An 18,961-nucleotide genomic window follows, 5' to 3' on the forward strand; every position below is an offset into this window, starting at 1 on the left:
TCATAATATACTGTAATAATATGTTTTTTATGCTGAGCTTCCATGGCGGGCCAAGGTGCGCCGCGCGGAGTGCCGGGGCTGCCCGGGTGGGCGAGGGAGAGTGTCGACAATTATGAACGAAAATAATTTTTTTGTCAGTTTTAGAAAAAAACTTGCAAAAGTGTAAAACCGTCGCTATTTCTCTAGCCGTGCCGACCAAGCCGGGCTGATCAGGCAGGATACGACCGGTTCCAAACTGGAAGGCACACGGCCCCCTCGGCAGGGGATACTGCCGGGGGGGCATCACCGAACAACAGGAGGAACTCTCTTATGAACGCGGCGGACACAGCTTTTGTTCTCGTCTCGGCGGCCCTGGTGCTCTTGATGACTCCGGCCCTCGGCCTGTTCTACGGCGGCATGGTCCGCTCCAAGAACATTCTCGGCACCCTCATGCACAGCTACGTGCTGATCGGGCTCATCTCGGTGGAATGGGCCGTGCTCGGCTACTCCATGGCCTTCGGCCCCGACGTTCACGGCCTTGTGGGCAACCTCGACTGGATGAACCTGGCCTCGGTCGGCCAGGAGCCCTTCGAAACCTACTCCAAGACCATTCCGCACCTGGCCTTCATGGCCTTCCAGATGATGTTCGCGGTCATCACCCCCGCGCTCATCACCGGCGCTTTCGCCGAGCGGATCAAATTCAGCGCGTTTCTGCTCTTCAGCCTCATCTGGGCCGTGGTCATCTACAACCCCCTGGCCCACTGGGTGTGGGGCGACGGCGGCTGGCTGCGCGCCATGGGCGCCCTGGACTTCGCGGGCGGCGCGGTCGTCCACATGAGCTCCGGCGCTTCCGCCCTGGCCTTCTGCCTCTTCCTGGGCAAGCGTAAGAACTACGGCCACGAGCCCTTCATCCCCCACAACCTGCCCATGACCATCCTCGGCGCCGGGCTCTTGTGGTTCGGCTGGTTCGGCTTCAACGCCGGCTCCGCCCTGGCCGCCAACGGCCTGGCCTCCGCCGCTTTCGTCACCACCCACCTGGCCGCCTCCGCAGCCTCTCTCTCCTGGATCCTGGCCGAGTGGATGCACCGCGGTAAGCCCACCACCCTGGGCTTGGCCTCCGGCGCCGTGGCCGGCCTGGTCGCCATCACCCCGGCTGCCGGATTCGTCACCCCCATGGCCGCCATCTTCATCGGACTGGTCGGCGGCGTGGTGTGCTACTTGGGTGTTAACATCAAGCACATCTTCAAGTATGATGACGCCCTGGACGTGGTCGGCGTGCACGGTCTCGGCGGCACCTGGGGCGCCCTGGCCACCGGCCTGTTCGCCACCAAGGCCGTGAATCCCGACGGCGGAGACGGCCTGCTCTTCGGCAACCCCGAGCAGCTGTGGATCCAGTTCGTCTCCGTGGTCGCCACCTGGGTGTTCTGCTTCGTGGGCACCATGGTCATCCTGGCGGTGGTCAACGCCATCGTGAAGGTCCGGGTGAGCGATGAGGACGAGGTCAAGGGCCTGGACGTGAGCCAGCACGGCGAAACCGGCTATCAGAACTAAGGAGCGTAACCCATGCGTAAGATCGAGATCATCACCCGGCCCTACAAGCTGGAGGACATCAAGAAGGCCCTCACCGACGCGGGCGTCAAGGGCATGACCGTCTCCGAGGTCAAGGGCTTCGGCCGCCAGCGCGGACACAAGGAAATCTATCGCGGCGCCGAGTACCAGGTGGACTTCGTGCCCAAGATCAAGATCGAGCTGGTCATCGACGCGGCCCTGGTCGCGGGCGTCCTCAAGGCCGTCCAGGACGCCGCCCGCACCGGCGAGGTCGGCGACGGGAAGATCTTCATCACCCCCGTCGAGGAAGTGGTGCGCATCCGCACCGGCGAAACCGGCAAGGACGCCATCTAGAGCAACCCTTCGGGAAGGGGCCGCGCAAGCGGCCCCTTCCTTTTAGCCCATGCCGCCAAACCCATCCAAATCGGCCAAGCGCCTCGGCAGGCAGCGCCAGCAGCTTTTCACCGATCCAGGCCCCGGCTTCTGCCGCAAGCACTCCGACGCCTTCGATGCCTATTTCCGCGCCCGCCTGGGGGAAGTCTCCCCCCGGCGCATTCCTTTCGCCCTTATGGCCGTGGGTGGATACGGCCGCTCGGAACTCTGCCCTCGCTCCGACATCGACGCCCTCATCCTTTATAAGGATGAAGTCCCCGAGGAAGCCAAGGCCCTGGCCCAGGACGTCTTCTTCCCCCTGTGGGACCTGGGCGTGGAGCTGGGCCACGGCGTGCGCTCCATGGAGGAGTGCTTCGAGCTGGCCGGAACCGACTGGCAGGTGTTCGCATCCCTCATCGACTGCCGCTTCCTGGCCGGGGACGAGGCGGTCTTCACGCGTTTCATCCGCCAGCGCGACCAGCGCCTGTTCCCGGGCAAGGGGGCGGCCTTCAAGGACTGGCTGGCCGGACACAACATCACCCGCGCCGCCAGCTACGGCGACGCCTCCGGCATGCTCGAGCCCAACCTCAAGGAGGCCCTGGGCGGGCTGCGCGACATCCACCAGGTCCGCTGGCTGGACGCGCTCTCCCGCTTGAGCGGCGGGGGCGTCCCGGGCGAATGGCTGGAGGTCCTCGAGGCGCATCTGAAATTCTTACTGGTGGTGCGCAACCATCTGCACATCCTGGCCGGGCGCAAGGACGACCGCCTGAGCCTGGACGCCCAGCGCGAGTTGGCCGGACGCCTGGGCTTCGTCGCCTCGGAAGGCATCCTGGACGTGGAAGCCTTCCTCACCGAGCTGCACCGGGTGATGGCCGAGGTGCGCACCGTGCACCGGGCGCTCTGGCCGGTGCTGGGCTGGGGACCGCCGGTGGCGGTCGAGCCGGGCAAGCACCTGGGCGGGGCCATCGTGCTCACGCCCGAGGGGTTGGATTTCGACCACGTGTCCCCCGGGGGCGTGGGCCCCGAGGACGTGCTGGACATCTTCGGCCACGCCCTGCGCCTGGGCGAGCCCCTGGCCCTTCGGGCAAGGCGCGGCCTGGAGGCGGGCATCGCGTCCCTGGAACGCTTCGCGGCCACCGAAGAGGGCGGCAGGCGGGCCTTCGAACTCCTGGTGAAGGCGATGCTTGAGCCCCACGGCGAGGCCGCCCTCACCGACATGCTGGAGACCGGAGTGCTCGGGGCGGTGATCCCCGAGTTCGGGCGCGTGCAGCACATGGTGCAGTACGACATGTTCCACATCCACCCGGTGGGCCGCCACACCCTGGAGACCATGCTGGAGATCCGCAAGGCGGCTCTGCCCGAGCACCCCTACCATCATATATATTCGCGCCTTCCCCATCCGGAGCGGCTGCTCCTGGGGGCGCTCTTCCACGATATCGGCAAGGGCCTTGGCGGGGCGCACTCGGAAAAGGGCGTGGACCTGGCCCGAGAGGCCCTGACCCGCTTCGGCCTGGACGACGAGGCCGTGTCCGACGTGTGCTTCCTGGTGCTTAGGCACCTGACCCTGGCCGACACCGCCATGCGCCGCGACATCTCCGACAGCGACGTGCTGGCGGCCATGGCCCAGCGCGCGGGCACGCCCGAGCGCCTGGACATGCTGCTCCTGCTCACCATGGCCGATTCCGTGGCCACCGGCCCCTCGGCCTGGAACGACTGGAAGGCGAGCCTCATCGGCGGGCTCCATGGCAGGATACTCTCCGTGCTGGACGGGGGAGGGCTGTTCGACGCAACCGACGCCCACGCCATGCTCTCCCTGCGCGACAAGCTCCGGGCCAAGGCCGGGACCATGTTCCCGCCCGAGCGCCTGGAGGGATACCTGGACGCCATGCCGCCCCGGTACCTGCTCACGCGCGGCGCGTCCGCCATCATGGGCGACCTGGGGCTTCTCTCCCACCTGGAGGATGCCCTGGAGGAAGATTCGCGCATGCGCCCGGCGGGCAAGGCGGGGTCGGGCGTTGCGGTCATCGAGAGCGCGCCGTCCCCGGCCGGGGACGGCTGGACCGTGACCCTGGTGGCGCGCCACCAGCCGGGCCTGTTCGCCACCATGGCCGGGGTGCTGGCCCTGCACGGGGTCAATATCCGTTCGGCCGACTTCTTCCTGTGGGGCGACTCGACCGAAATCCACACCTACGAAACCGCCAACCCGCCGGACACCCTCTTCCCCGACGAACTCTGGGCCCGGGTGCGCCGGGCGGTGCGCTACGCGCTCACGGGAAAGCTCTCCCTGGACTACCGCATCCAGGAAAAACGGGCTTCCCCCCTGGCTCCAAAGGCTCCGGACATGGGCATCCGGCCGCGCGTGCGCGTGGACAACGAGTCTTCGGAATACTTCACCGTGGTGGAGGTCTACGCTTCGGACCGCCTGGGGCTTTTGTACGATATCGCCGTGGCCCTGGATTCCCTGCGTCTGCACGTGCACATGGCCAAGATCGACACCCTGGGCCTGGAGGTGCACGACGTTTTCTACGTGCGCGGCGACAAGGGCCGCAAGGTTACGGAGCCGGCCAGCCGGGAGGAAATGTCGCGCATCGTGCTGGCCAGCCTGGCTTGAAGTGGACTTTTTCCTCCCGACTGGGGTAGGAGTGATCCTATCCCGTTCTCCGGAGGACACCATGGACCAAGCTCCCTGCCCACCGCGCCTGCCCCGCATCGGCGAACCCGCCCCGGCCTTCGAGGCCGAGTCCACCCACGGAGTCATCCGCCTGGAGGACTTCAAGGGCTCCTGGCTGGTGTTCTTCTCCCATCCGGCCGACTTCACTCCGGTGTGCACCACCGAATTCCTGGCCTTCGCGGACATCCACCAGGCGCTGCGCGACCGGGGATGCGAGCTGCTGGGGCTGTCCATCGATTCCATCTTCGCGCACATCGCCTGGGTGAGGCGCATCGAGGAAAAACTCGGCGTCAGGATCGAATTCCCGGTGGTCGCCGACCTGTCGCGCCAGGTGGCGGAGCTCTACGGCATGATCATGCCGGGCGAATCCAAGACCGAGACCTCGCGCTGCGTCTTCGTCATCGACCCCAAGCAGACCGTGCGAGCGGTGATCTACTACCCCCTGACCACAGGGCGGAACACCGACGAGATCGTGCGCCTGGTGGACGCCCTCCAGACCACCGATTCCAAGGGCGTGGCCACCCCGGCCAACTGGCGGCCCGGAGACAAGGTCATCGTGCCCGCGCCCCGCACCCAGGATGCGGCGGAGGAGCGGGCCAAGGACCAGGGCGTCGAGTGCCTGGATTGGTTCTACTGCCGCAAGAGCCTCTAGTGTTTCCGTCCCGGATCGTTGCCACATGATGCTGCTGTCGATTGCGGACAGGACGGGGCGCTAGGCGTGGCCTGCGTCAAGCCGGACGGGTCACTCACCCGGATCGGCCGCGCCGTGCTTTCGGCCCTCGGGGAACTCGGAAGTGAGGAGGCCGTGTCCCAGGCCCTCGGCCTGCCCCTGTACCGGGTGCGCCTGGTGGCCAGGGCGCTCGGGGACAAGGGGTTGGTGGAGCGGGGCGACCGGGGCTTCCGGGTGACCGCGCTCGGCGCGGACAAGCTGCGCCAGACGGCCTGACATCCGGGCCGGGCGGTCCGGCGGCTTGTGGAAAGCCGCGCCACGGAGTATTCTGGGCCCTTGCGGAGGATCGTATGAAGTATTTTCTGCTTGCGGCCGTGGCCGCGATGTGCGTGCTCGCATCCGGCGTGGACTGCCGCGCCGACTGGACGCAGGACCGGCTGCCGCCCCAGGGCGTGCAGGGGCTGTTGCGCGACGGGGGAGAGGTGCGTGGGGCTGACGCCTCCGGCGAATACCAACTGCTGGATTCCCATTTCAACGCCAGGGTGGTCCTGGAGAAGTCACCGCAGGGCGGCTACCTGGCCTCCGGGACGCTGACGCTCGCCGACTCAGCGAACATGGAACGCTGGAGCAGCTGGCGCTTCTTCATCTTCCTCTTCGACGGCCAGGGGCGTGTGGCCAAGGTTCATGTGCGGGCGGTGGAGAACGCCCGCCACGAGTTGGCCTTCTCGGGCGTGCAGCTGCCGGACAAGCCTTTCGACCGTTTCGAGATATCCATCATCGGCATCATCCGCTACCGCGACTGATTTCAGCCTCGCGAAAACAAGAAAGGCCGCCGTGCTTACGCGCGGCGGCCTTTTTGGCAGCGGTCCAGATTTACGCGGCTGCTTTCTTTTCCCAATCGCGCAGCGCAAGCTTCAGCGCGCCGATGGTGAAGACGTCGCAGTCGTAGTCGTCCTTCACCACGGAGAGGGCGGGACGAAGGTCTTCATTGGTAAGGGGGTAGAGGTCGTAGATGGACTTGCCCTTGACCATGTTGATCAGGGCGGCCAGGCACTGGCGGCTGTAGAAGCAGCCCTCGGCCTTGCCTCCGGCGTCGGCCACGACTTCATCGACGATGCGAAGCTGGACGGTGATGGCCTTCTTGCAGGTGGTACAGCCATGTACGCCTTCGGCGTTACAATTATCGACAGGACGAATCACGTCGGCAAAAGAGTCCTTCTTGGTGGACTTCATAGGAAAACCTCTGGGGGATTATATACTTCGGTTGCTACCAAGGAGCCGCAACGCGCAAGCGCATGCATGCTCCAAGGCGGCGCAAGAGACTGGATGGAATAGGACCAAAAGGTTCAGTCGGGATGCGTCGCCAATACCTCACCACTGCCGCGGCCCTGATAGCTCCCTCTTTTTTGCAGGTCAATGGAAAATGAGGGGGGGTAACGAGAAAAATTTCACATGCCCTTCGCCGAGCCGATTCCGCAATGAGGGATTGCCACATCGCTTCCAGGGTCATAAATGGGGTCGGAACACGCGCCGGAAAATGTCGAGGATATGCCAGTGACCAGACGATCAGACCCGAAAGCCGCCGCGCCGCGCCCCCTGGCCGACGCCCAGGTGTGCGCGCGCTGCGCCCTGGTCAATCCCACCTGCTGCCGCCTGACCCCGGGCGAGGAGGACCTCTGCTTTCCCGTCTCTGAGATCGAGCGCCAGCGCATCGTGGAATTCGGCCCGAGCAAGGGCGGGCTTACCGGCTCGCCCAATTCCAAGTCGTTCCTGGACAACCTGCTGCGCCTGTTCCCGCGCGACAAGGCGCATCTGGCCACGGTCTTCCCGCATCACGGCGAGCACCTGCGGCTGGCCACGCTCCCGGACGGCTCCTGCACTTTTCTCGGCCCGACCGGGTGCGTTCTGACCCGTGAGGCCAGACCCTATTATTGCCGTCTGTTCCCGTTTTGGGTATCGGCAGGGGCCGTCGCGGCCTTCGACGTCAAGACGTGCCTGGCCTGCCATGAGGGCCGCACCGTGATGAAGATGCTCCCCTTGCTGGAAACGACCCGCGCCGTGGTCCTCGAGTTGCATGGACGCATGCGCATGGCCTGGGGAATGGCCCCGAGCGACGAGTGAGAATACCCCGGATGCATACGGGAAAAAGTGGATAACAATGCGTAAATTTTTGCTTTTCTCTGCCATACTTGTGGCGCTCGGCATCGTGGGCGCCGGCGTGGGGCTGGTGGGCGTCTATTTCTGGGCGGCCAGCGATTTGCCGGGATTTAAGAACCTGACCGAGTACAAACCTCCCGTGGTGTCCACGGTGTTCACCCGCGACGGCAAGGTGCTGGGCAACCTGTTCGCCGAGAAGCGCTTCCTGGCCAACCTGGGCGAGATGCCGCCGTTTCTGCCCAAGGCCTTCCTGGCCGCCGAGGACTCCTCCTTCTACATCCACGAAGGCGTGGACCCCTTGGCCATCTTCCGGGCCTTCCTCAAGAACCTCCAGCACGGCGGGATCAGGCAGGGCGGCTCCACCATCACCCAGCAGATCGTCAAGCGCCTGCTGCTCACCCCGGAAAAGAGCCTCAAACGCAAGCTCAAGGAAGCCATCCTGGCCTACCGCCTGGAGCGCTACCTCACCAAGGACGAAATCCTCACCATCTATCTCAACCAGATCTATCTCGGCTCGCGCGCCTACGGCGTGGAGGCGGCCGCGCGCACCTACTTCGGCGTGCACGTGGGCCAGCTGACCCTGGCCCAGGCCGCCATCCTGGCCGGGCTCCCCCAGGCCCCCAGCCGCTACAGCCCCCTCAAGGACTTCGAAGCGGCCAAGGCCCGCCAGCGCTACGTCCTGGGCCGCATGCTGGAGCTTGGCTGGATCAGCCAGCAGGAGCATGACGCCGCCGTCAAGGAGCAGCTGGTCTTCAAGAGCATGGACGAGCAGAACTGGGGCGTGGGCGCCTACTATCTCGAAGAGGTGCGCCGCTGGCTGGTGGAGCGCTTCGGCGAGGACATGGTCTATACCGGAGGCCTCAAGGTGACCACCGGCTGCGACCTGTTCCACCAGGAAGCCGCCGAGAAGGCCCTCAAAAACGCCCTGGTGGCCTCGTCCAAGCGCCGGGGTTGGCGGGGCACGCTGGACACCCTCACCCCCGACAAGTGGAACGAATTCCTGGCCCAGGACGTGAACCCCGAAGCGCTCAAGTCCGGACAGTGGATCAAGGCCCTGGTCACGGAAGCCTCCGGCAAGGGCCTGGTGGTCAAGTACGGAAAGAACACCGGCCTCATCGACGCCAAATACCTGGGCTGGACGCGCGGCAAGGGTCCCAGGCCCGGCGAGGTGGTCTACGTGTCCCTGGCTCCCGAGGACCCCAAGGGCAAGGGCAAGTCCGCCAAGGCCCCCCGCGCCGGCGAGGACCTCATCCTCCAGCAGGAGCCGGACGTTCAAGGCGCCATGGCCTCCCTGGACCCCAAGACCGGCGAGGTGCTGGCCGTGGTGGGCGGCTATTCCTTCGAGAAGAGCCAGTTCAACCGCGCCACCCAGGCCCTGCGGCAGTGCGGCTCGGCCTTCAAGCCCATCGTCTACTCGGCGGCCATGGACGAAGGCATGACCCCGGGCACCGTGGTCATGGACAGCCCCTTCGTCTACGAAGACCCCATTACCCACAAAGTCTGGAAGCCCGAGAACTACGAGGGCGGATTCCTCGGCCCCATGACCCTGCGCGCCGCTCTGGCCAAGTCGCGAAATCTCGTCACCATCCGGGTGGCCCAGCAGATCGGCATCCAGAAGGTCATCGCCCGGGCCAAGGCCATGGGCATCGAGTCGGAGCTCGGGCCCTACCTGCCCATTTCGCTGGGCGCGGGCGCGGTGCACCTGATCAACCTCTGCCAGGCCTACACCGCCTTCGCCAACGGCGGCGTGCAGGTGAAGCCGCGCTTCGTCATGAGCGTGCAGGGGCCGGGCGGCGAGGATCTCTACAAGTCCGAACCCGAATACCACGAGGCCATGTCCCCCCAGACCGCCTTCATCATGGACGCCATGCTCAAGGAAGTGGTGCGCGCGGGCACCGCGGGCAAGGCCATGGTCATCGGCAAGCCCCTTGCGGGCAAGACCGGCACCACCAACGACGAGCAGGACGTCTGGTTCATGGGCTTCTCCCCCTATCTGCTCACCGGCGTCTACATCGGCTTCGACCAGCTGCAGTCGCTGGGCAAGGGCGAATCCGGCGGCACCACCGCGTTGCCCGCCTTCATCGAATACCGCCTGGCCGTGGAGCCGTTCTATCCCACCGAGGACTTCCCCCAGCCTCCGGGCATCGTGTGGGGCAGCGTGGACGGCGTGTCCATGCCCTTCAAGGAAGGCCAGGAGAAGAGCGCCTACGCCGGCATCATCGGAGGCGAAGGCAACGTCAATTTCTCCGACCCCAACGCGCCGCTGGCTACGGGCGAGGAACTGCTCAAGCAGATGTATTGATGATGAACCCGGTCCGGAAACGGACCGGGTTCATGGTTTTGGAGCCCCCGGCCGCGCGTGCGCGTTCCGCCGGGGCTGGGTCAAACGCTTCTGGGGAGAAGTAAGCCTATGGAACACGAATCCGGCATCGAACACGTTCTGGACCAGGTGCGCGAAACCGCCCGCTCCATCCGGGAGCTGGAGGCCGCGGCCATGGACGCCCTGCACAACAAGGGCGACAAGGACACCCACCGCTTCAACATGATGGAGAAGTGCGAGCTGCTGGCCGAGATGCCCGAGCACGCCGAACCCTATCTCAAGGGCGACGACCCGGTGAGCGAACGCCTGCGCGCCGGGCTGAAGGACTTCGCCCGCCGGGCCAACATGGCGCTGGACCTGGAGAGCATCTTTTTCATGCAGGCGCTTTTGTACCCGGACGACTACCAGGACGGTGAGCCCAACGACCTGGAGCGGTTCATCATGAAGTTCGAGAAGGCGTAGGTCAGGAAGGACGAGGGAAGAGCCTCCGGCGGCCAAAGGGACCAGTCCCTACGGTGATTCGTCAATGGTTAGCTTGGGATATTGATCGTCGGATATTGTTCAGAGATTAGTTGAAGGTCCTCTAAACATCTTGTCATCATGGTTTGATCAGAGGTGGCGTTGAAATCGATACTGTATTGTGCAGTGCCAATTTTTGTGATGTGGCCGGATACAGTTAGGTCTCCTCTTGAGCCAGATTTGACTTCTATGCGGGTATCGTTGTCCGTGCTGGATAGTACGGCGGAACCTTGTAGAGATTTATTTAGTATTTGTAGTTCATGTTTGAATGAGATGATGTCTGTCGTTAAGAAAAAAATATTTTCTTTTCCTGTCAAGCCGTCAATTTTAAACTCTAAGTTGCATCTTAGCCAGTTTGCATCGTGGTAGTCTGTGGCTGATGTGTATTCATATCCTTGAGTGGTGAGTATGATCCACCCGCCATCAAAGTGAAGGGTCATGTTTGTCATTCCAGCGTGCCGTTGTTTTATGATCATTTTGGAATAAAAATATAGTTGTAGCCCATTTCGTCTCTGGTTAGTGCCGGGGCATCGCCGTTTGACGTCAGGGGGACAGGGGGAATTCTAGATAACTTGATCCCGTTCTCCAAGAAAAACAAACCGGGAGCGCGGTTTTGCCGCGCTCCCGGTCATTTTTTCAAAGGCAGCCGGAAGTATTCTTTACAACACCCCGATCTCCCAGTTGAACACGCAGCCGCGTTCCTTCCTCTCAATGGTCTTGGGCAGGGGCTCCCTCATGTGGATGATGTGCAGGTATCCGGCCTTGGTCAGATTCTCTTCCTTCTCCGAGAGATCCAGCTCCCAGTTGGGGTAGATCCAGAAGTTCTGGCCGTAGCGGGTCACGAAGCACACTTCGCCCTTGGGGCTCGAGATGGGCTCGCAGGACTTCACTTCCGGGGTCATGGTGCGGCTGATGCCCAGCGGCCACAGGCCGTGGGTCACGATGCCCAGCGGCAGCGGGCTCATCTTGGGCAGGCGCATGATGTCCTCGCCGGAGAGCTCCGGGCTGACCACGGCGCCGTCGAAGCCCATGTCCTTGAGCTTGCTCAGGGCCAGCGGGTTGGACACGTTGCAGAACGGCCCGGCCCACAGCTCCATCTCGCGGCGCTTGCGGCCGATGAGCCCGGTCTGCCAGGGGGCGTTCAGCACGAAGCGTTTGCCGCCGCGCTTGAGGATGATCTCCAGGATGTCCAGGAAGTCCTTTTCCTCGTTGGGCCAGACGACCGGGGGCAGCCACCACCAGGTGGAGGCGGCGCGCCCAAGCGGCAGATGCTGGGTCTTGGTGGCCGACACCCACACGCCCGCAGTGCCCTTGGCCGGTCCCTTGGGGGGCTGGCGCCAGATGTGGATGGATTCGGCCCGAACGCCGCGCGGGGCCCGGTAGGGCTTGGGGAACGTGGGTTCGAAGGAGGATTCCACGGAGTCCACCTCGGGAATCCTGCTCAGCTCGGCCTCCAGGGCGTTTATGCGGCGCACAAGGTCAGGCTCGCGGCGGTCGATGAGGAACACGTTCATGCCCGCACGGGGACGCTCGCGGCCCTTGCCGGCCAGGGTCAGATCGTAGCGTCCGCCCTTGGGGATGGAGCGGGTGACGCGCACCACCTGGTGGCCGGCCTCGTCCTCGTAGCCCAGGCGCAGGAGGTCTCCGGCCAGAAGCGGCTGGCGCGGGTTGACGAAGTACTTGCGGGCCTCGCTCATGGTGAGGCGTCCCACCAGCTTGCCGGAGCCGGTCTGGGCCTGGGAGTCCACGGGGTCGCGGGACTTCTGGGGCAGGAATCCGTAGTGGGTGGTGGGCCTGCCCAGCGCCTGCTCGATGTAGGAGAGCGCGGCCTTCTTGGCCTGCGGGTCGTCCGGGGAGTCGCGCAGCACTTTGTAGGCCGTGGTGGCGTAGAAGACGTAGTGGGGGCCTTTCTTGCGGCCTTCGATCTTCCAGGCCTTCACCTGGGGGATGGTCAAGAGGGCCTTGGCCAGCACGTCGAGCGACAGGTCCTGGCAGGAGAAGTAGCGTCCCGGCTGGCCCTTGCGGGTGAACACCCGGCGGCAGGGCTGCACGCAGCGGCCGCGAAGCCCGCTCTTGCCGCCGAGGAAGCTCGACCACCAGCAGCGGCCCGACACGTTGTGGCACAGCGCGCCGTGCACGAAGGCTTCCAGATCGACGCCTTCGGGGCAGGCTTCGGCCATGAGGCGCATCTCGTCCACGTTGAGCTCGCGCGGCAGCACCACGCGGCTGATGCCGAGGCTCGGCATGAGCGACAGGGCCGTGGGGGAGGACACGTTGGCCAGGGTGGAGAGGTGGATTTCGCCCGTGTACCCGGCCTGGCGGATCACGGCGGCCACGCCCAGGTCCTGGGCGATGATGGCGTCGGGCTTGACCACCTTGGCCAGGCGGTCTGCCAGGCGTCCGGCCTTGGCTTCCTCACCGGGCTTGGCCAGGGTGTTCATGGCCACGTAGACCTTGCGGCCCATGTTGTGGGCCAGCGTGGTCAGCCGCGCCAGCTCCTGGATGGAGAAGTTTTCGGCCTGCATGCGGGCGGAAAAATGCTTGAGGCCGCAGTAGACTGCGTCGGCTCCGGCGGCAAGGGCGGCAAGGAAGGAATTGGCGTCGCCGGCGGGAGCAAGAATTTCGGGAATGTGGTTCATGGTCGGGCACATAAGGGTGAAAACAGGTTTGTAAAGGCCCGCATGCGGTCGCGGGCGCCGGCAACGCATAATGAACGCCGAATCGGCGCGGTTTTCAAAGAAGGCGGCGGATATCTACCCTCTCCGGCCGGTTTAGGCAAGCTTGAAGTATGGGGCGGGGCGGGGTATCGTCGTCAATTCCTCGCATCACAAATACAAGCAAGCATACGGAGCCGGATATGAGCATGCTGTCGGCGGAGATTTCCGAGGCCTTGAGCAAGGGATCCTGGATCAGGCGCATCTTCGAGCAGGGCGCGGAGATGAAGAAGCTGCACGGGGCTGACCGGGTGTACGATTTCAGCCTGGGCAACCCGGACCTACCGCCGCCTCCCGTGGTGGGCGAGTGCCTGGCGGACCTGGCCACGCGCGCCTCCGAGCCCTTCGCCTTCGGCTACATGCCCAACGCCGGATACCCCCACGTGCGCGAGGCCCTGGCCGTCCAGGTAAGCGTGGAGCAGGGCGTCAAGTTCGAGGCCTCCGACCTGCTGCTCACCTGCGGCGCGGCGGGGGGCATCAACGCCTTCTTCCGGGCGGTGCTTGAGCCGGGCGACGAGGTGCTCTGCCCCCGGCCCTATTTCGTGGAGTACGGCTTCTACGTGGGCAACCACGGCGGCAGGCTGGTCACGGCCCCCGTGTCGCTGCCCTCGTTCGACCTGGACGTGTCCGCCATGCTCGGGGCCATCACCGACAAGACCCGCGTGGTCATGATCAACTCGCCCAACAACCCCACGGGCGTCATCTACTCCGAGGAGATCCTGCGGGAACTGGCCCGTGGGCTCAAGGCGCTGAACGCCAAGCGCGTGAAGCCCATCTTGCTCCTGTCCGATGAGCCGTATCGGTTCCTGGCCTACGACGGGGCCGAGGTGCCGTCGCTGCCGAAGATTTATCCCTACACGGTGGTGGTGAGCTCGTTCTCCAAGAACCTGTCCCTGGCGGGCGAGCGCATCGGCTACGTGGCCCTGGCTCCGGACATGCCCGGCAAGGACGAGCTGATGAATGGCATCGTCTTCGCCAACCGCATCCTGGGCTACGTGAACGCCCCGGCCATCGGGCAGGCCATCCTGTTGAAATCGCTGGGCAGCCAGGTGGACGTGGGCATCTACGACGAGCGCCGCGCGGCCATGGCCAAGGTGCTGGACGCGGCCGGGTACGAGTACGTGATGCCGGCCGGCGCCTTCTATTTCTTCCCGAAAGCGCCCGGCGGCGACGACATCGCGTTCGTTACGAAGCTGTGCGAGCAGCGGGTGCTGGCCGTGCCCGGCACGGGATTCGGCATGCCGGGGTATTTCCGCCTGACCTTCTGCGTGGACAAGACGGTGATCGAGAACGCGGCCGAAGGGTTCGCGCGGGCCAACATCGGGATGGAGAAAGAGTAGGGCGTCCGCCTCCCCGGCTCGCGTGTGGGCGGCTCTCGTTTTTCTTGACACGCAATCCCGGCTGCGTTAGCCGAGAGGGCTTATTTTTTCTCGGGACAAGAAGGAAACATGTTCGAAAGCCTGCAAGACCGCTTAGAGTCGGTATTCAAGAAGATACGCGGCCACGCCCGCCTGGATGAAGACAACATCCAGGAGGCCCTGCGCGAGGTGCGCCTCGCCCTGCTCGAGGCCGACGTCAACTTCAAGGTGGTCAAGGCGTTCACCGAGCGCGTGCGCGAACGCGCCATGGGCCAGGACGTGATCAAGTCCCTGACGCCCGGCCAGATGGTGGTGAAGATCGTCCACGAGGAGATACTCGCCCTGCTCGGCGGCGAGGCCCAAACCGTGGACTTCCGCCAGAAGCCGCTCATCATCATGATGGTGGGCCTGCAGGGCTCGGGCAAGACCACCACCACGTCCAAGCTGGCCCTGTGGCTTCGGCGCAACCACAAGCGCAAGCCCTACCTGGTGCCCGCCGACGTGTACCGCCCGGCGGCCATCGACCAGCTGCACAAGCTGGCCTCGCAGCTGGACCTCCCGGCCTATCCGTCCACCACGGACATGAACCCCGTGGACATCTGCCGCAACGCGGTGGAAAAGGCCGCCCAGGAAGGCCACGACGTCATCATCCTGGACACCGCGGGCCGCCTGCACATCGATGAGCCCCTCATGGAGGAGCTCAAGGCCATCAAGACCGCCGTGGGCCCCCACGAGATCCTCTTCGTGGCCGACGCCATGACCGGCCAGGACGCCGTCACCGTTGCGGGCAGCTTCAACGAGCGCCTGGACATCAGCGGCGTGGTGCTCACCAAGATGGACGGCGACGCCCGTGGCGGCGCGGCCCTCTCCATCAAGGAAGTGACCGGCAAGCCTATCAAGTTCGTGGGCGTGGGCGAAAAAGCCTCGGACCTGGAAATCTTCCACCCGGACCGCGCGGCGTCGCGCATCCTGGGCATGGGCGACATCCTCTCCCTCATCGAGAAGGCCCAGGAGGAGTTCGACGCGGGCGAGGCCGCCGAGATGGAGCGCAAGCTCCGCCAGGCCCAGTTCACCCTGGACGACTTCCGCACCCAGATGCGCCGGGTGAAGAAGCTGGGGTCGCTGGAGTCCATCCTCAAGATGATCCCGGGCATGGGCAAGATCACCAAGCAGCTCGGCGAGGTGCAGATGCCCGAGAAGGAGATGGCCCGCCTGGAGGCCATCATCGGCTCCATGACCCAAAAGGAGCGCGTGGAGCCCAAGATCATCAACCAGAGCCGCAAGGAACGCATCGCCAAGGGCTCTGGAGTGCAGGTGGGCGACGTCACCGCGCTTCTCAAGAATTTCGAACAGATGCGCATGATGATGCAGCGCATGATGGGCGGCGGCAAGATGCCCGCCATGCCGGGGCGCATGCCCGGCGCCATGCCGGGGATGCCCGGAATGGCAGGCATGGCCAAGGCCATGTCCGGCAAGGGCAGCCCCACCAAGAAGAAAAAGGACAAGGACAAGCGCCGAAAGAAGAAAAAGCGCTAGGGGCCGCGTCCGCTTTTTCCCGGTTGGGAGCAAGGCGGGGTTGCCAGAACACGAAAACACGTTACATATCCTCATCGGGGGTGATTGAGTATGGCCATGAAGCTGAGACTGACCAGAATGGGTTCCAAGAAGCGTCCCTTTTACCGCATCGTCGCCATGGACAGCGCCACCAGGCGTGATGGCCGCGCCCTGGACTACATCGGACACTACAATCCGATGACCGACCCCGCCGAGATCACCGTGGACGCCGAAAAGGTCGCCATGTGGATCGAACGCGGCGCGCAGCCCACCGACACGGTGGCCGCGCTGTTGCGCAAAGCCGGCGTGAAGCAGTAGGTCCAATGCCTCGACCGATGCGGCGCCGGGATGCCTGCCAACAACACGGAGGCGCCACATGTTGAAGGACCTGATAGAGTACGTCGCCCGCTCGCTCGTCGATAATCCGGATGCCGTTTCGGTGAAGGAAATCGAGGGTGAACAGACGTCTGTGATCGAGCTCAAGGTCGCCAAAGAGGACCTGGGCAAGGTCATCGGCAAGCAGGGGCGCACGGCCAGGGCCATGCGCACCATCTTGGGGGCGGCGTCCACCAAAGCGCGCAAGCGCTCGGTGCTGGAAATCCTGGAGTAAGGGCCGGGAGGTCCCGGGATTGACTCAAACCAAATTGGTGGTCATCGGTGAGGTGGTGAAACCTCACGGAATCCGGGGGGAGTTCAGTGTGGCGAACCACGCTGACTCCCCTCGTTTGTATGCGCCGGGCCGGCGTATAGGCATTCGTGCGCCCGGCAAGCGGGAGCGGTTCGTGGAAGTGCTTTCCTGCCGCCCGCACCAGGGGCGGCTCCTGCTGACGGTGGCGGGCGTGGCCGACCGCGACGCCGCCGACGCCCTGCGGGGCATGGAAATCGTGGTGCGCTCCGAGGACCTGCCGGAGCTCGGCGACGACGAGGTGTACCTGCACGAGATCGTGGGGTTCGGCGTCGTGCTGCTCGACGGCTCCAAGGTGGGCGTGCTGGAGGGCTTCCTGGACGTGCCCGGGCAGGACCTGTGGGTGATCCGCTCGCCTGAGGGCAAGGAGATTCTCCTGCCCGCCACCGAAGAGACCGTGCCCGAGATCGACACGGAAGCCCGGCGCATCGTCATCGACCCGCCGCCGGGGCTTCTGGACCTGTAACGCTCGCGATGCGCTTCACCATCCTTTCCCTCTTTCCGGAATTCTTCGATTCCCCGCTGAACTGCGGCCTCATGGGCAAGGCCCGGCAGCAGGGCCTGGTGGAATTCTCCCTGGTGAACCCGCGCGATTTCGCCACCAACAAGCACAAGTCCGTGGACGACCGCCCCTACGGCGGCGGCCCGGGCATGGTCATGGCCCTGGACCCGCTGGCCAGCGCCCTGCGCGCGATCGAGACCCCCGGGCGCATCCTGCTTCTTTCCCCGCGCGGGCGCGCCCTGGACCAGTCCTTCGCCCGCGAGCTGTCCGCCGAGTCCGCCCTGACCATCCTTTGCGGGCGCTACGAGGGCATAGACGAACGCCTGCTGGACCTCTTCCCCATCGAGCTGGTCTCGGCCGGGGACTACGTGCTCTCCGGGGGCGAGTCGGCCTCGCTGTGCCTGATCGAATCCGTGGCGAGGCTCCTGCCCGGCTTCATGGGCAAGGAGGAGTCCGGCGACGAGGAGAGCTTTTCGGCGGGGTTGCTGGAGTATCCGCACTATACCCGCCCCGAGGTCTACGAGGGGCTTCCGGTGCCGGAGATCCTCCTGGGCGGCGACCACGCCAAGGTCCGCGCCTGGCGGCGTGAGCAGGCCCTGTCCCAGACGCTTGCCCGGCGTCCTGAAATTTTGGCCGAGGCCCCGCTCACGTCCTCGGATCGCCGGTTCCTGGCTTCGAAGCCGCGCACGCTCCTGGCCAGAAACCTGCACATTGCCTTGGTCCACGGGCCGGTGCTGAACAAAATGGGCCATACCGTCACTGTTTCCTTGACCAATCTCGACCTCCACGATATAGCCCGCATTTCCCGAACGTATGGACTTGCGGGATTCACCGTGGTCACTCCCCTGGAGGACCAACAGGCGCTCGCAGCGACGCTCACCGGCCACTGGACCATGGGAGCGGGCGCTGCCGCGAACCCCGACAGGGCCGAAGCGCTGGGGATGGTCCGGGTGACGGCGACGCTTGCCGAGGCCATCGATCAGGTGCGGGAACATGCGGGGCAGGAGCCCCTGGTGCTGGCCACCAGCGCCAGGCCGGACGGGGCGACCACCCCGGGCCGGGTCCGCGAAGCCCTGCGGGAGCGCCCGGTGCTTCTGGTGCTGGGCACCGGATCGGGACTGGCACCCGAGGCCCTGGCCCTGACGCAGGGACAGCTGGCCCCGGTCAGGCCCTACGGCGGCTACAACCACCTTTCGGTGCGCGCCGCCTGCGCGATCCTCACGGACCGCATACTTGGAGACATTTTTTGAGCTTCCCCGTGAAGCCAGTCATAAGGAGACAGGCCATGGACATCATCCGTCAGATCGAATCCGAGCATATCCGCCTGGACATGCCCAAGTTCAAGCCCGGCGACACGGTGAAAGTGCACTTCCGCATCCTCGAAGGCGAAAAGGAACGCATCCAGGTGTTCCAGGGCGCCGTGCTGCGCCTGCGCAAGGGCACCACCGACAGCACCTTCACGGTGCGCAAGGTGTCCGACGGCGTCGGCGTCGAGCGCATCTTCCCCATGTTCTCCCCCTTCATCGAGCGCGTCGAAGTGCTCATCGAAGGCAAGGTCCGCCGCTCGCGCCTGTACTACCTGCGCAAGCTCAAGGGCAAGGCTTCGCGCATCAAGGCCAAGAACGACTGGAACAACTAGTTCCCCGGTCCGAAGTATTTTTCGGGAGATCGGGCGGAACCTGAGGCCGAAAGGCCAACGGCCTCCCGGCCCGGGAAAAGATCTACAGAGCGAGCCCCCTACACGGGGGCTTGCTCTGTTTTGTTTTTCGCGGCCGTGGCAGCCTGCCGGGGGCGCCGTTCAGGCCGAGGCGCACTCTCCTGCCCAAGCCTCGTCGGCTCCCTGCGGCGCGCGCCGCCCCTCGCCGGCGCACTTGCGTTTCGTCCATTCGATCACCTTCCCCCTCGCCAATCA

At 64.9% G+C, this 18,961-nt stretch carries 19 protein-coding genes; 16 read left to right on the forward strand and 3 right to left on the reverse strand.

The window, feature by feature from the left end; all coding sequences use genetic code 11:
- The first annotated feature begins 309 nt into the window (after positions 1-309).
- The 6 genes from ML540_RS10110 (at position 310) to ML540_RS10135 (ending at position 6,043) form a co-directional block, all read left to right on the forward strand.
- A complete protein-coding gene (locus ML540_RS10110; RefSeq protein ID WP_243360539.1) occupies positions 310-1,530 on the forward strand; it encodes an ammonium transporter in 1,221 nt (406 codons plus the stop codon).
- A gap of 12 nt (positions 1,531-1,542) precedes the next feature.
- Positions 1,543-1,881 (forward strand): P-II family nitrogen regulator, encoded by a 339-nt coding sequence (locus ML540_RS10115; RefSeq protein ID WP_243360542.1) that lies wholly within the window; start codon positions 1,543-1,545, stop codon positions 1,879-1,881.
- A 49-nt stretch (positions 1,882-1,930) separates the two neighbouring features.
- Positions 1,931-4,510: a [protein-PII] uridylyltransferase gene (gene glnD, locus ML540_RS10120; RefSeq protein WP_243360545.1), complete on the forward strand. Its 2,580-nt coding sequence runs from the start codon at positions 1,931-1,933 to the stop codon at positions 4,508-4,510.
- A 61-nt stretch (positions 4,511-4,571) separates the two neighbouring features.
- Complete coding sequence (locus ML540_RS10125; protein WP_243360547.1) at positions 4,572-5,222, forward strand: peroxiredoxin; 651 nt, start codon at positions 4,572-4,574, stop codon at positions 5,220-5,222.
- Positions 5,223-5,288: 66 nt separating this feature from the next.
- Positions 5,289-5,516 (forward strand): hypothetical protein, encoded by a 228-nt coding sequence (locus ML540_RS10130; protein ID WP_243360549.1) that lies wholly within the window; start codon positions 5,289-5,291, stop codon positions 5,514-5,516.
- Between the two features lie 74 nt (positions 5,517-5,590).
- Positions 5,591-6,043 (forward strand): hypothetical protein, encoded by a 453-nt coding sequence (locus ML540_RS10135; protein ID WP_243360551.1) that lies wholly within the window; start codon positions 5,591-5,593, stop codon positions 6,041-6,043.
- 70 nt (positions 6,044-6,113) lie between these two features.
- Here the strand turns inward: ML540_RS10135 and ML540_RS10140 are convergent, their stop codons facing one another.
- On the reverse strand, positions 6,114-6,473 hold the full coding sequence (locus ML540_RS10140; RefSeq protein WP_243360553.1) for an iron-sulfur cluster assembly scaffold protein: 360 nt from the start codon (positions 6,471-6,473) through the stop codon (positions 6,114-6,116).
- A gap of 315 nt (positions 6,474-6,788) precedes the next feature.
- Here ML540_RS10140 and ML540_RS10145 point away from each other — a divergent pair, with 315 nt between their 5' ends.
- From ML540_RS10145 to ML540_RS10155, 3 genes are all read left to right on the forward strand, one after another.
- Complete coding sequence (locus ML540_RS10145) at positions 6,789-7,361, forward strand: zinc/iron-chelating domain-containing protein (protein ID WP_423747885.1); 573 nt, start codon at positions 6,789-6,791, stop codon at positions 7,359-7,361.
- A 37-nt stretch (positions 7,362-7,398) separates the two neighbouring features.
- A complete protein-coding gene (locus ML540_RS10150) occupies positions 7,399-9,699 on the forward strand; it encodes a penicillin-binding protein 1A (protein WP_243360557.1) in 2,301 nt (766 codons plus the stop codon).
- 108 nt (positions 9,700-9,807) lie between these two features.
- Positions 9,808-10,179, forward strand: a complete 372-nt coding sequence (locus tag ML540_RS10155) for a hypothetical protein (protein ID WP_243360560.1) — start codon at positions 9,808-9,810, stop codon at positions 10,177-10,179.
- A gap of 68 nt (positions 10,180-10,247) precedes the next feature.
- Here ML540_RS10155 and ML540_RS10160 read toward each other — a convergent pair whose 3' ends face one another.
- Positions 10,248-10,676 (reverse strand): WapI family immunity protein, encoded by a 429-nt coding sequence (locus ML540_RS10160; protein WP_243360562.1) that lies wholly within the window; start codon positions 10,674-10,676, stop codon positions 10,248-10,250.
- A 219-nt stretch (positions 10,677-10,895) separates the two neighbouring features.
- Positions 10,896-12,875 carry a peptidase U32 family protein gene (locus tag ML540_RS10165; protein ID WP_243360564.1) on the reverse strand — a complete coding sequence of 660 codons (1,980 nt, stop codon included), beginning with the start codon at positions 12,873-12,875 and terminating at the stop codon, positions 10,896-10,898.
- A gap of 218 nt (positions 12,876-13,093) precedes the next feature.
- Between ML540_RS10165 and ML540_RS10170 the strand changes: the two genes are divergently transcribed.
- The 7 genes from ML540_RS10170 to rplS all read left to right on the forward strand — a co-directional run bounded on the left by ML540_RS10170 (position 13,094) and on the right by rplS (position 18,688).
- Positions 13,094-14,290, forward strand: coding sequence for a pyridoxal phosphate-dependent aminotransferase (locus ML540_RS10170; protein ID WP_243360568.1), 1,197 nt, complete (start codon positions 13,094-13,096; stop codon positions 14,288-14,290).
- A gap of 108 nt (positions 14,291-14,398) precedes the next feature.
- Positions 14,399-15,844, forward strand: a complete 1,446-nt coding sequence (ffh, locus tag ML540_RS10175; RefSeq protein ID WP_243360569.1) for a signal recognition particle protein — start codon at positions 14,399-14,401, stop codon at positions 15,842-15,844.
- A gap of 90 nt (positions 15,845-15,934) precedes the next feature.
- A complete protein-coding gene (gene rpsP / locus ML540_RS10180) occupies positions 15,935-16,180 on the forward strand; it encodes a 30S ribosomal protein S16 (RefSeq protein WP_243360571.1) in 246 nt (81 codons plus the stop codon).
- A 58-nt stretch (positions 16,181-16,238) separates the two neighbouring features.
- A complete protein-coding gene (locus ML540_RS10185) occupies positions 16,239-16,472 on the forward strand; it encodes a KH domain-containing protein (RefSeq protein WP_243360574.1) in 234 nt (77 codons plus the stop codon).
- Between the two features lie 37 nt (positions 16,473-16,509).
- Positions 16,510-17,013, forward strand: coding sequence for a ribosome maturation factor RimM (gene rimM, locus ML540_RS10190; RefSeq protein ID WP_341482648.1), 504 nt, complete (start codon positions 16,510-16,512; stop codon positions 17,011-17,013).
- A gap of 8 nt (positions 17,014-17,021) precedes the next feature.
- Positions 17,022-18,299: a tRNA (guanosine(37)-N1)-methyltransferase TrmD gene (gene trmD, locus ML540_RS10195; RefSeq protein ID WP_243360579.1), complete on the forward strand. Its 1,278-nt coding sequence runs from the start codon at positions 17,022-17,024 to the stop codon at positions 18,297-18,299.
- A 35-nt stretch (positions 18,300-18,334) separates the two neighbouring features.
- A complete protein-coding gene (rplS, locus tag ML540_RS10200; RefSeq protein WP_243360581.1) occupies positions 18,335-18,688 on the forward strand; it encodes a 50S ribosomal protein L19 in 354 nt (117 codons plus the stop codon).
- Positions 18,689-18,961 lie beyond the last annotated feature (273 nt).

This window comes from Fundidesulfovibrio terrae, assembly GCF_022808915.1.
Lineage (GTDB): Bacteria > Desulfobacterota > Desulfovibrionia > Desulfovibrionales > Desulfovibrionaceae > Fundidesulfovibrio > Fundidesulfovibrio terrae.